Here is a 12,558-nt window from a genome sequence, read left to right as displayed (position 1 = left end):
TTATGGTACTGGGGCCCCCGCCGCCTCGGTTAGAGCCGGCACGAATTGCTGCGCCCTCGGAGGGATTAGCCCTGCGAAACTCGCCACAGACTCAGCCGCCGCTAGGGGCAGTGCCATAAACGAAGCGTTTGATGTTTTTCGTGAAGAACGAAATTTTTATCCTCACCGTTCGTCGAAAAATTGCTACCGTTCAAGCGAAGCGCGTTTTGCAACTTTTTCGATGCTTAATTAAAGATAAAAATTTCGTTTAGAAAAACATCTCCCGCGTAGTGTTGGCACTGCCCCTAGCGGCGGCGAAGAGTTGCTTCGAATGAGGCTCCGCTAACCGATAAACTGTAATTTTCTTATACAAAAAGACCCGCTGTCTTTTCGACAACAGGTCTTTTCTATCGCAAACTGCTTTTATTTGACTTTTATCACGCCGGGCTGGATGATTTTCCAGGTTCCCTTGCGATTTTGAAATTTTGCCGGCAGGCGGACTTTGATTTCCTTACAGATGCCTGATTCATAATTTGAGGCAAAGGTCTCTTTCATACCGCCTTCCGTATGGAGCTTTTCATCGTAGTCATGGAGTGGATTCGGCACAACAACGAAGGCTCCCCCCGTTTCGGGGACCGCCCACGCCCAGTAGTGGCTTTCAGCCAACTGCTTGACCTCGGCAAACTTTGGCGATATCATACCATTTTCCTGTGCGGCATGGTCAAGGCAAATCAAAAACGTAAGCTGGTGGGTGTCGGCAAAGGTTTCGCAGGCCTCCAAAGCCTTTGGCACATCCATGCTAGCCGCCAGATTGTTATAATCCTTCAAAAACTCCGCCCAGACTTCCTCAGCTCCTGTCGCTTCCAACGGGTCGGGCTCCGGCGGCACAATCGCCACCGGCTGCGATTCCTCAACCGGCAGCTGCTTACTTTTTAGTTCCTTGATTTCCTGCTGGAGTTTTGCGATATCCTGCTCCAAGACTTCAATCTTCAAAAACTGCCTGCGGCCACTGATAAGTATCGAACTGTTATAAGCACCTACCACTAAGCTCACAATTCCAATGACGCCCACCAATACCAACATCACCTGCGCCACTAACGGCGGGAATAACTCCATGAAATTCGCATCCTTTCTGAGGAAATTTTATTTTGTCTTGCCATTCAAACGATCCGCCAACTCGAGAATATTGCGGATACGCATGGCCTCGGTGGCCGTCAACATGCGGTCATCGTTCGAACCATTGACGCCGAGCATACTGATTTTCGCAGCCAGAACCGACGCGACTTCGCGCATGGCCTTGCCTGTCTCCGCATCGACGGGCTGGTCACACCATTCCATGATACCCGTATCCGTCTGGGTCGTTGTCACCGCCCCCTGGGCCCGGATATGGAACAGCTGGTCATCGGTGGGCTGCAAGTCTACCCCCTGGAACCCCATGGGACGGCCACCACGATGGCGCAGGATTACATGCATGACGGCCACGCCGTCAGCCCCGCGAATCAGATAGGGCTGGAAGAAAATCCCGTCTTCCTCCGGGTCTTCATAGCGGTATGTGGTGGAGCCATCCGCTTCCTGTGTGACCTTCATATCGGCAATAAGTCCCCGGATGACCTGATCCGGCTCCTCACTGCGCCCCAAACGCTGGTCGAGAAGTTCCTGTTTCCGGCGGGCCTTCTCTCTGACCGCCGCTTCCTTGGCTTCCCGTTCCTGTATGGCCGCCAGTTTTGCGGCCTCTTGTTTGTCCTTTTCCGCCTGCACTACCGCCCGGGTTTCATTGTAATGAATCGCTGCGACAGCGCCTGCACCACCGGCCACAGCTATGACCAGTAATCCCGCTACTGCATAGGATATCTTGCCCATGATGCCTCCCCCTTACCTTTACATCGAAATCTTCTTGCGAAGAAACTACTTTCCCATACTCTTCCTAATTCTCATATACGACAAACAAAAATTTTTTCCTGCTCATTCGGTAGATTTTGCTTACGCTTGAATCGTGCGGAAGCCGCTGGCCTTGTGTAGGCGGTTCATGATAGCCAGCCCCAGGCCATCGCTTGCCGTCCCTTCTCCCAAAAGGACATCCGCTGGTTTGTCATCAAAGCTTCGGAGGGCTTCATAGATATTGGCGGCAATGGCCGGCAAATCCTGCTGATGGCCGTAATCGGCCATCAGGTCGTCAGCCACCACGCCTTTTAAATCCTGCAATACTTCGTGGCTGGCCACAATACCAACGATGTGTCCCTCCTGCTGGAGGCGTTCGATTTCCCGCTGGAACGCCCTCGCCATGCGGGTAGGCATGCCCTCAATCAGCGTCATGGGGGCCTTAGGGGCATAATGCGTGTATTTCATGCCCGGTGCCTTCGGTACCACTTTTTCTCCGACCAGCGCCGGGTCAAGGGTAACATTTTCCTCGCCGAGAAGTTCGGCGAGCATTTCCCGTGTCACCGCACCGGGCCGCAGGATAACCGCTTTTCCTCCCGTGCAATCGACAATCGTCGATTCCACGCCAAACCGGCAGGCCCCGCCATCGAGGATCAGCGGGATGCGTCCATCCATATCGCGGGCAACCGATTCAGCGGTAGTCGGACTCGGCCGCCCCGAGATATTCGCCGAAGGCGCCGCCACCGGTACGCCAGCCTCTTTTATCATCGCCCGCGCCACATCGTTTTCGGGCATGCGGATACCAACGGTGTCGAGGCCGCCCGTAATGCGGTCCGGCACGATGCTGCGCCGTTTCAGGATGAGCGTGATTGGCCCGGGGCAGAACGCCGCCATAAGCTTTTCTGCCATCGGCGGAATGACGGCGGCAATCTGATCCACCATCGAACGGTTCGCCACATGAAGGATTAGCGGATTGTCCGACGGCCGCCCCTTGGCATCGTAAATCTTGGCACAGGCATCGCCATCAAGCCCGTTGGCCCCCAGCCCATAGACCGTCTCGGTCGGGAAGGCCACCAGTCCGCCCTGCCGAAGGATTTCCCCGGCTCTTTGCAGGTCCTCTTTCTGTTCTTTTATCCGTTCAATCTTTACGATTTCCGTCTGCAAATCACTCACTTCTTTCTCCACGCTACGACCACGCGGTCAATACCGGCATAGTCTTTGATGATTTCCGTCCGCTCAATCAGTGGATGTTCCTTGGCTAGGTTTGCTACTGTTTCGGCCTGATGAATCCCCACCTCAAAGGCCATAAAGCCGCCTGCCAGCAGCATATCCGGGGCCTCGGCACAGAGGCGGCGGTAAAAGTCTAAGCCATCCGCCCCGCCGCAAAGGGCTGTCATTGGCTCTTTGCAGCGCACCTCTGGTGCCAGCGTCGCAATATCTGCCTGCGGGATATACGGCGGATTGGAAAGAATCGCCGTGTAGGTCTTATCCTTGATCGGCTCCAGCAAATCTCCCGTATGGAAGGTGATGCGCTCCGTCAAGCCCAAGGCCGCCGCATTCTGTTCGGCCACCGCTCGCGCCCCTGGGCTGATGTCAACGGTATCCGCCTCGGTGTTCTCCGTAAAGTGCAGGACCGACAGGCAAATCGCCCCACTGCCTGTGCCAATATCCGCAAAGCAATGCGCCTCCGGCGACATCCCCTTCAAGGCGTCAACGGCGGCCTGAACCAGAATTTCTGTATCCGGTCTTGGCACCAGGGTATCCGCCGTGACTTGGAACGTCAGCCCCATAAATTCCTTCTCCCCCAGGATGTAGGCTACCGGAACATGCGCCACGCGTTTTTTTATCATTTCGCGATAGGCAGCCAGCTCCTCCGCCTGCAAAGGTTCATCAAAATGAACATAGAGATAGATGCGCTGTTTCTTGAGCAGATGGGAAAGCAGTACCTCTGCATCCAGGCGCGGAGATTCCACGCCTTTCTGCTCAAAGTACTGCTCGGTCCACTTGAGTATCCTGCCAATCGTCCATATTTCGTTATTTGCCATATCTTATTTCACCTGTTTCAGCCGTTCTGCCTGATCTGCCGTGATGAGGGCATTGAGGATTTCCTCTAGCTCACCATTTAATACGGCATCGATTTTGTGCAGGGTCAAGCCAATGCGATGGTCCGTGACACGTCCCTGCGGGAAATTATAGGTGCGGATGCGCTCACTGCGGTCACCGGAACCGACCTGGCTCCGGCGGTCAGCAGCCACAGCATCCTCCTGCTCCTGGCGCGCCTTGTCGAGGATTCGCGCCCGCAAGACCTTCATGGCTTTTTCCTTGTTCTTGAGCTGGGATTTTTCATCCTGGCACTGCACGACGATACCCGTCGGCAGATGAGTGATGCGAATGGCCGTTTCCGTACGGTTTACGTACTGGCCGCCGGCACCAGAGGCACAATATGTATCGATGCGAAGCTCATTCGGGTTGATGTCTACCTCGACGTCCTCGACCTCGGGCAGTACGGCCACGGTAACTGCCGAAGTATGAATACGCCCACCGGACTCCGTAGCCGGCACGCGTTGAACGCGATGGGTACCGCTCTCGTATTTGAGGCGGCTGTATGCGCCAAAGCCCTTGACCATAAAGGACACTTCCTTGAAGCCGCCAATTTCCGTGGCATTGGCATCGAGGAGCTCCGTGCGCCAGCCCTGTTTCTCGGCATAACGCGAATACATGCGGAACAAATCGCCGGCAAACAGTGCCGCTTCCTCGCCGCCGACACCGCCGCGGATTTCCACGATGACATTCTTATCGTCGTTGGGGTCCTTGGGCAGCAGCAGAATCGGCAGTTCCTGGTCGAGCGCCTCTTTTTTTCCCGTAAGTGCTGCCAATTCCTCTTCGACAAGCTTGCGCATTTCATCGTCCAGCGCTTCTTCAAACATCGCCTTGTCTTCTTCGATGCCCTTTACCACCTGCTTGTACTCGCGGAACTTTTCCACGATGGGCGTAAGGGAGGCATGCTCCTTGTTGTAGCGCTGCCAACGGTCAATATCTGCAATAGTGGCAGGGTCGCTTATCAGCGACTCCAATTCCAAATATTTATCTTCAACGGCCTGGAGTTTTTCCAGCACGAAATTCACCTCTTCTTCAGGGTACTAATACTTCTTCGGTTTTCCGGTATTCCCCGGAACCGGCTGTGATTTCCTCAGCGGGCAGTACGGCCTTTAACGACTCGATTGCCACCTCTACCATCTCATCCTCCGGCGGACGCGTGGTGAGGTACTGGAGCCACAATCCCGGCTTGATTGCCGTCTGGATGATGGCATTTTGACTGCGTCCTGCCAGGCGGATAATCTCGTAGGAAATTCCCGCTACCACTGGCAGCAGCAGGATGCGGCTGGCAATGCGTTCCCACAGGGAAGGCCAGCCTAAAAAGGCAAAGACAAAAATCGAAACCAACATGACAATGAGCAGAAAGTTGGTGCCACAGCGCGGATGCAGCCGCGAAAACTTCTGCACATTCTCCACCGTCAGCGGCAAGCCGGCCTCATAGCAATGGATTGTCTTGTGCTCAGCGCCATGATATTGGAACACCCGGCGGATATCCTTCATGCGCGAAATTCCCCAGATATACAGCAGGAAAATCGCCAAGCGCAGAAATCCTTCCATGAGATTCAAAAAGAACGGATCCTCTGTGATGTCATGGAACAACTTCGCCGCCCCCGTGGGAATGGCGATAAAGAGAATGCTGGCCAATACCAGCGCGAACACAATAGTCCCTGCCAATTCTTTATCGGTCAGCTTCTCATCCTCTTCGCCAGCCATCTGGGCCGAATAGGAAAGGGATTTCATGCCGATTATCAGCGACTCGACCAAGGAGACCGAACCGCGCAGCATCGGTTTCTTGAGGATGGGGAAGCGCTCGGTGATGGAATGCACCGGATTCGCCTCGACCTGAATCTCGCCCTGCGGGTCACGAACGGCCGTAGCCGTCAGCTTGGGCCCGCGCATCATAACGCCTTCTATGACGGCCTGGCCGCCAACCATCAATCTATTCTGCAAAGGTAATTCCTCCTATCATTTTCGGAAGTACCGATTATTTCACTAATCTTATGAATTGCCTTAATCGGCTCACATAATAAAATAAGCAGAACAGATTGCTCTGCTCTGCTTACTTGTCGTTCGATTATTTCTTGGCGAGACGCTTGTTGAACTTCTCGATACGACCACCTGCCTGAACGTCACGCTGACGACCCGTGAAGAACGGATGGCATTTGGAGCAAACATCGATACGAAGATCTGCAACCGTAGAACCCGTTTTGAACGTGTTGCCGCAGCCGCAGGTTACCGTAGCCTCGTGGAATTCCGGATGGATACCCTGTTTCATTATTACACCTCGCTTTCACCCCAAGAAACTGGGAATTGATACAAGCTCACTATGCGCAAGCTTGGTTTAGACCTAGCTCCCCGTCGGGGTAAAGCCAGTCAATCTTTGACTTGGAAACAGACGTCATTACGTCCATTACTGGATTATTATATCACGGTGCCGTATACTGTGCAAGGGAATTTCAATGTTTTCCGCGCCCAGCTGCCTTCTGGCAATCGGGGCAAACGCCAAAGAAATAGTATTGATGATCCGTAATCGCATAACCAGTCTCGTCAGCAGCCTGCTGCTCCATCGCCTCCGAGGACAAGTTCCCCATAATGTCATCCACACGCCCGCAGCACGTGCAGCGGATATGCGGATGATGCGACGTGTTGGCATCGTAGCGGAAGGCCTCTTCCCCCAAATTGAGTTCCTGAGCCAGACCCACTTCGCAAAGAATCGCCAGCGCCTTGTAAACCGTTGCCAGACTCATCGTCGGATAATACGGCTGAAGCTCCTGATAAATCGTCTCCGCATTGGGATGAGCTGTCGTATGAGCGAGCACATCATAAACAGCCAGCCGCTGCGGGGTGACCTTAAAACCGCGTTCCCGCAAAAGAGCCGTCACTTCTTTGGGTTTCAACATTGTCTTCATGACAAAATCCTTTCTCCATGACATGATAACAAATAATGATTATCCATTTGTATTTATTTTATCCGATACCTGGCTCTTCTGTCAACAAAAAAACACCACCGCCGATCCCCCGGCAGTGGTGCTTCAGCGGCTCACAAAAATCAAGCAACCGCTGGTTTCTTATCGGCCTTCGGTTCAACTACAACGCCAGCATTCCGCAGCAGCGCAGCTGCGCGGCGAATCTGTACCGTGCGCTCAAAAAAGACGCACTCTTTGTTCCAGTTGATGCTAGTACGGGTCTTTTTCATGATAGTCTCTCCTTTGCGATAAATAAAGTATAAGTTCAAGATAACTTTATGGTATTGTAACACACTTCTTACGTTATGTCACCATAAAAATTAGTAATGGAAGTCGGCTTCAAACATACGATGCCACGGCAGGGAAACCTGCAGTTTATCCAGTCCCGGGTAAGGCGGCAAATTCCGATAAACGAACTGCCGCATGAGGCTTGTGATGCGATGACTTACCCCCTGCTCATGATCGCCGAGATTTTCGTAGACATCGTTTCGGCGGAACAAGGCCACACTGTCAGCCACAGCAGTACGCACGTTAGCCTGATAGCCCCAGTCTTCCAGATAGCGGCGAGTCAGCAGCCGGTCACAGGCATCATTTTCCATGCGATTGGCCAAAAGCCCCGTTCCGATGACAAAGCCCGTACTGTTCGTCGGTGTATTCCAGCCGGAGTATGCCCGAATCTTATAGAGCAGATCTTTATCCCGCAGCTGATTCATCAGCGCATTGTCCGCTCCATTCGCAAAGGCAATATCGGCAATGCCAACGGCATAACCCTTGTCGACATAATTCGTCACCAGATTCACGAATCCCTTAGTTGTATTGCGCAAAGCGCCATCATTGCGCAGCGGCACACCAGGCGCCACATCATTGGCTTCCCCGGTACGGCCATTCTTGTTGGTGTTCACCAGCAGTACGAAATCCGCTTTCTCCGGCTGGGTCACCATCATGCCGCCCGCCACCAGCACCGATGCGCGAATGGTATCCCCGATGCGGTTATCGGAATAACTGGGCACGGTGCCCGCCCCGGTTCCCTTATTATATTTGACGTAAATAAAAGGAATCTGGTGCTCCAAATCATTGACGGCGCGGCTCAAAAGCAGCATCCCGAATTCATCGATGCCGGCGAGCATCTGAAATTTCGTCTCGGGAAGATCCTTGGCATACGCGGCCAGCAAACGGCTTTCGCGATGCGTCTGGGAAAGCGGCGCATTGTCGTCCTTGCCGATAACCAGGTAACTGAAAGTCCCCTGACGGGTCAAATCCAACAGTTTCTTGGTAATGGCAAGGTTTTTCTGACGGCGGGATTTCCAGTCCTGCCAAACCGTTTTAGGCACAGCCTCCTTATGCTTTTGCATTGCAGTCCTTTCCTCACTGCTGAGGCCTTGTATCTCCGCTTTATCCTGCAGGGAGGTCGCCTGGAAAATGTCGCCGCCATACTGCTGATAGTAGCCAGGTTCCTCATCGCCAGCGTGAGCGCCATCGATTGGTGTTCGCATCAGTGAACTGAACACGTAAAGCTTTAGGCTCGGATTTTCCTGACTGAGCTTCACAAATTCCTGCACCCGCTCGTTGAGCTTTTCTTCGGGAATCTCATGCTTGCGCGAATTGATGAGGCCACCGTAAAGCAGGGCATCGGAAGAAACCATCGCCGCTTTGGCTCCGCGAATATTTTCCTGCGTCCACTGCCAAAGTTTGTCCGGATTGCCCGGTTGGTTCGTTCCGCGATTCAAATATTCCTGTGGCGGCATTACCACCTCATAACCGAGACTGCGTACCACATCGGCTGTCTCTTCCCCCGAAATAGGCCGGTTATCCTGCGGGATGAACAGCAGTTTCCCCTTGGCCGCTTCGGCATTTTGCCCCGGCCATACGCAAACCAGCCCCCACAGGAGCAGCCCCAAAACCATCATGATCCGTTTCATTCGTCCACCTCTTCTGGCGAAACAATCTCACGCCGCTATTTTTATTCTAAGTAATTCTACACCATCCCGCTTCGCCCTGCAATCCTTAACGCTCCAGCTGTTTCCGCGCATAACAGTCCGTTGCAAAATCAATCATTTCCTTCCAGCTGCCAAAGCGGGTGGTCTTTTCCACATGCCGGTCCATCTGCTCTTCGGGCAGGTCTTCAAAATCCTGCTGGGACTCGATACAGAACCTGCCCCCCTGCAGGAACTTTTCAAAGGTGCGATAGTTCGTATATTTGCGCATAAATGACTTGTCAAATAAATCCGCAAAATCCACCGGCTGCGGCATCGCTCCCGGCAGCTGGTAATAGCCCGTCAGTTTTACCAATCCAATCACCTCAATTTGTGTTTATCCTTATCTTAACGCAACCATTGCAATCCCGCAATCAAAAAAGACTATTGACTCGTTCCCTGAGCCAATAGTCTGTTGCTAGTTGTCGTTATTCCACCAATACCGTCGGTTTACTGCTGCCCTTGAACATCAGGAAGTCATAATCCTGGAAGTTGATGCAGCGGAAGGTTACCTTGTATTTCTCAGCCTTTGGCAGCTCGGCCAGCGGGATGATATCGCGCGCCGTAGTCGATCCTCCCGGTGGTACGAGCTGCTTTGCCTCAACGCTCTGGAAATCGCGCCCCGTTACCGGGCTCTTCATGGGCTCGCCTGCCTGGTCCAATGCCCGGACGGAAAGCTCAATGCTTGAAAATCCCTTGGGCATCTGATTCGTATAGAGCAGGCAGAGTTGCGGATGACCGGCAGCATCCATCGTAATCTGCGCATCCTTAAGCATCAGAATGAGTTCATTCGTCTCGTTGTTGATGAGCTTGCGATCCTTGTGCTTGAGCGACAGGACACCTGCCTGGGGTGCGTCCACAGATGGTTTATCCGTGCTCTTTTCCGCCGGTTCCGACTGTGTCGGCTGCGGTACGTCGTTAGCACTCGACGAGTTATGAACTGCCATGATGCCAAGGCCCAGCACCGCCACTACGCCCAGCGTAATCGCCACAATCTTAGCCGTCGAAGAACGGCTCTGGGGCTGCTGGTAATAGCCGCCCTGCAGGCCCAGCTGCCCATTGGGGGGCATCGTCATTCCCTGGGGCTGCGAAACTATCCCCATCGGCTGTGCCGGCTGCTGAGGCGCTGACTGGGGTGCCGGCTGTTGTACTGGCTGCGGAGCAGCAGTGGCAGCTTCCGGCGTTACCCGGGCACCACAGTTCTTGCAAAATGTCGCATTATCCGGCAATTGAGTGTTACAATTCTTGCAAAACATAATATAATCCTCCCTCAATCCATATCGTCCAAGGTTCCCTTCGTCTCCCATACAATCATCAGGAAAGCGGCTGCGTGCCAGCCGCTTTCGCCTGTTGCTGTATCGTTGAAATCTGCCGTAGTCCCGCATGAAGCATGACCAGCAGGAAAATCCAAACGACTGCCATCAAACCGACCTGGGTGATAAGCGGCATGATATGGGAAAGCAGCGGCATATCCCAAAGTCCATGGAGCACAATGCTTACAGCCAGGAACTTCAGGAAGCGAACGTCCATCAGATGATCTCCCCGCAGCGGCTTATCGCCCTTGACCATGGCCAGCGCCGCTCCTGTGAGTCCGGCCCAGGCCACATGACCGCCTAATGCCAAAGCCCCTCGCAGATAAAGCACCGTCAGGCTGTTACTCTTGGCAATATAACCAGCCGTTTCGAACACGGCAAACCCAGCGCCAACAGCCGCACCAATCAAAAGGCCATTTAAAATGTACTTCTTCTCCCGTCCACGCAGGAAATAGGCAATGACCATAACCTTGCCCACTTCTTCGGCAAGGCCAACGAGAAACGTGCTCATATTGTCGAGCTTGTCAAAACCGATAAAACCATAGACAAACATCGTCATCAACAGCGACATGACGCCGCCGATAAAAAAGACCTGTGTCGTCTCAAAAATGCTGATATTCCGCGGCGCATTGACCTCAAAAAAGAAAATCAGGGCCGAAAAAGGTACAGCCAATGCTCCGATGAAAACCACGCCGGGAGCGGCCAGTTTATTGCCCAGCATTTGATTCATGAACAAAAGCCCCAGCATGGTTACCGCCAGCACCAAAAACACCCGCGAATAAAGCCATGGATGCGGCCAATCGGTAGAAATCTGTTCCTCTGGCGGCGTTGTTGCCGCCGTTCCATAGATGAAGATTTGTTCCGCTTCCTGCTTCGTATGCTTGCGGAATACATTCTCCACCAAGTCCTTCATCTTTAACTCAACGTGTTCCGTTCCACCGGTCATACGGTTGACGTTATCGATGAGGGAATCCAGCGTTCCCTTCTGCGGCGGCAAGCGCCGTCCATAATAGGGCCGCTGGTACATCGGCTGTCCCTGAAAGCCCGCGGCCATCCCCGGCCGCCCCAACGGTGGTGCGACTACTGGCTGGCCGCACTTCGTACAGAAGCGTTCATCCCCCGCCAGCTGTGTCCCACAATTCACACAGAACATGGTTCATCCCTCCCTAAATTCCATATTCTGATAGATACCATATCATGGAAAAAATACAAGTTCAATCCAATCGAATCCGATTTAACGGACCTCTAATTGAAGATTAACGATTATCAAACAATTCATGCGTAACATGTACAAAGAGAACGTATATATACGATGCAAAATCAGGTATCTGGATTAAAGATACCTGAGTGAGAAATGAGGGATTTTATGTTTTGCATGAATTGTGGAAAAGAGATGCCAAACAACTCGAAATTCTGTATAAACTGCGGTGCACCAGTTGACACGGCAGAGCCTGCCCCACCAGTCCAGGATCAGCCATCGGTACCGCAACCGCCCCAGGAACCACAGCCCGTTATCCAAGCAACGGCCCAACAGCCGCAACCGCAGCCTCAGCCGCAGGCACAACCACAGGCACAACCACAGCCACAACCACAGCCACAACCACAGCCACAACCACAGCCACAGCTACAGCCACAGCTACAGACGCAAGCACAACCGCAGTCCGTCCAATTTGCGGCCGCAGCGCCTAATCCGAATTACTCCCTGCCCTACGGTCCGGCAGCCAGTGGAATGGCGCCAGCCTATATGGGAATGGGCCCAGACTTCACGGCCGAAGAGATCTCCCTTATTAACAAGGGGTGGACCTTCTGCAAAGCAGCCGCTATTATGCCGATTGGCTACGGAATATTACACGGCTTTTTTAACTTTCCCGATATCACGCGAATTCTATCGATAGTCGTGGCCATCCTGCTCTGCATCGACAAGAGTTATTTGAGCCGTGTCGGCATTTTTATGTCGGCTTGGTACTACCTGGCAATTTTCGCCTGTCCACCGATTTACTTATACCATCGTGAAAAATTGACCGGTCACGGTCACGCCCTCTCACTGATCTACGGCGCGCTTTTCGCCATCGGAGTTTTATTAATCGCAGTAGCTATTGCTAAAATATCCTAACGAAAAAGCGACTGTGAAATTACAGTTTGCAGGGTAGCAGTACCAAGTTCGTGTTCGAGACAAATCGCCGGCGGCGGGGGCCCCAGTACCAACGCTCCACCGGTGACAACCCGCTACAAGAAATTTTTGCCTTTTAATTAAGAGTTGGAAAACAGTTAAACGCGCTTCGCTTGGACGAAACTGCTTTTCCAACGAGAACGCAGGCAAAAATTTCTTGCTTCACGCGGAACGTCAAGGCT

Annotated in this window: 15 protein-coding genes and 1 pseudogene; 2 read left to right on the top strand and 14 right to left on the bottom strand. The window is 53.1% G+C overall.

Annotated elements, in window-relative coordinates; genetic code table 11:
- Positions 1–402: 402 nt before the first annotated feature.
- The 13 genes from T504_RS13985 to T504_RS0111380 all read right to left on the bottom strand — a co-directional run bounded on the left by T504_RS13985 (position 403) and on the right by T504_RS0111380 (position 11,359).
- On the bottom strand, positions 403–1,095 hold the full coding sequence (locus T504_RS13985) for a hypothetical protein (RefSeq protein ID WP_051635349.1): 693 nt from the start codon (positions 1,093–1,095) through the stop codon (positions 403–405).
- A 27-nt stretch (positions 1,096–1,122) separates the two neighbouring features.
- Positions 1,123–1,839, bottom strand: a complete 717-nt coding sequence (locus T504_RS0111430) for a hypothetical protein (RefSeq protein ID WP_033171212.1) — start codon at positions 1,837–1,839, stop codon at positions 1,123–1,125.
- Between the two features lie 120 nt (positions 1,840–1,959).
- Complete coding sequence (locus T504_RS0111425; RefSeq protein ID WP_033171215.1) at positions 1,960–3,021, bottom strand: L-threonylcarbamoyladenylate synthase; 1,062 nt, start codon at positions 3,019–3,021, stop codon at positions 1,960–1,962.
- A 5-nt stretch (positions 3,022–3,026) separates the two neighbouring features.
- Positions 3,027–3,902, bottom strand: coding sequence for a peptide chain release factor N(5)-glutamine methyltransferase (gene prmC, locus T504_RS0111420; protein ID WP_033171211.1), 876 nt, complete (start codon positions 3,900–3,902; stop codon positions 3,027–3,029).
- Between the two features lie 3 nt (positions 3,903–3,905).
- Positions 3,906–4,973 carry a peptide chain release factor 1 gene (gene prfA / locus T504_RS0111415; protein ID WP_033171210.1) on the bottom strand — a complete coding sequence of 356 codons (1,068 nt, stop codon included), beginning with the start codon at positions 4,971–4,973 and terminating at the stop codon, positions 3,906–3,908.
- Between the two features lie 16 nt (positions 4,974–4,989).
- On the bottom strand, positions 4,990–5,889 hold the full coding sequence (locus T504_RS0111410; protein ID WP_033171214.1) for a DUF1385 domain-containing protein: 900 nt from the start codon (positions 5,887–5,889) through the stop codon (positions 4,990–4,992).
- 139 nt (positions 5,890–6,028) lie between these two features.
- Positions 6,029–6,229 carry a 50S ribosomal protein L31 gene (gene rpmE / locus T504_RS0111405; RefSeq protein WP_033171209.1) on the bottom strand — a complete coding sequence of 67 codons (201 nt, stop codon included), beginning with the start codon at positions 6,227–6,229 and terminating at the stop codon, positions 6,029–6,031.
- Between the two features lie 181 nt (positions 6,230–6,410).
- Positions 6,411–6,863 (bottom strand): transcriptional regulator PerR, encoded by a 453-nt coding sequence (locus tag T504_RS0111400; RefSeq protein ID WP_231473911.1) that lies wholly within the window; start codon positions 6,861–6,863, stop codon positions 6,411–6,413.
- A 140-nt stretch (positions 6,864–7,003) separates the two neighbouring features.
- Positions 7,004–7,150 carry a hypothetical protein gene (locus tag T504_RS14645; protein ID WP_156033536.1) on the bottom strand — a complete coding sequence of 49 codons (147 nt, stop codon included), beginning with the start codon at positions 7,148–7,150 and terminating at the stop codon, positions 7,004–7,006.
- A 90-nt stretch (positions 7,151–7,240) separates the two neighbouring features.
- On the bottom strand, positions 7,241–8,839 hold the full coding sequence (locus tag T504_RS0111395; RefSeq protein WP_033171208.1) for a DUF4127 family protein: 1,599 nt from the start codon (positions 8,837–8,839) through the stop codon (positions 7,241–7,243).
- A gap of 85 nt (positions 8,840–8,924) precedes the next feature.
- Positions 8,925–9,218, bottom strand: coding sequence for a hypothetical protein (locus T504_RS0111390; protein ID WP_231473910.1), 294 nt, complete (start codon positions 9,216–9,218; stop codon positions 8,925–8,927).
- Positions 9,219–9,321: 103 nt separating this feature from the next.
- A complete protein-coding gene (locus T504_RS0111385; protein ID WP_033171206.1) occupies positions 9,322–10,149 on the bottom strand; it encodes a zinc ribbon domain-containing protein in 828 nt (275 codons plus the stop codon).
- A gap of 58 nt (positions 10,150–10,207) precedes the next feature.
- Positions 10,208–11,359 carry a PrsW family glutamic-type intramembrane protease gene (locus tag T504_RS0111380; protein WP_033171205.1) on the bottom strand — a complete coding sequence of 384 codons (1,152 nt, stop codon included), beginning with the start codon at positions 11,357–11,359 and terminating at the stop codon, positions 10,208–10,210.
- 201 nt (positions 11,360–11,560) lie between these two features.
- On the opposite strand from T504_RS0111380, the pseudogene T504_RS15120 reads away from it, so the two are divergent.
- Positions 11,561–11,638: pseudogene (locus tag T504_RS15120) on the top strand (zinc-ribbon domain-containing protein); the annotation flags it as partial.
- A gap of 79 nt (positions 11,639–11,717) precedes the next feature.
- Here T504_RS15120 and T504_RS14970 read toward each other — a convergent pair.
- A complete protein-coding gene (locus T504_RS14970) occupies positions 11,718–11,858 on the bottom strand; it encodes a hypothetical protein (protein ID WP_231473909.1) in 141 nt (46 codons plus the stop codon).
- 77 nt (positions 11,859–11,935) lie between these two features.
- Here T504_RS14970 and T504_RS14965 point away from each other — a divergent pair, with 77 nt between their 5' ends.
- A complete protein-coding gene (locus T504_RS14965) occupies positions 11,936–12,319 on the top strand; it encodes a hypothetical protein (RefSeq protein ID WP_231473908.1) in 384 nt (127 codons plus the stop codon).
- Positions 12,320–12,558: the final 239 nt, after the last annotated feature.

This window comes from Selenomonas sp. ND2010, assembly GCF_000702005.1.
Lineage (GTDB): Bacteria > Bacillota > Negativicutes > Selenomonadales > Selenomonadaceae > Selenomonas_A.
Note: the sequence above shows the minus strand (reverse complement) of the source record. Positions and strands in the feature narration are given on the sequence as shown.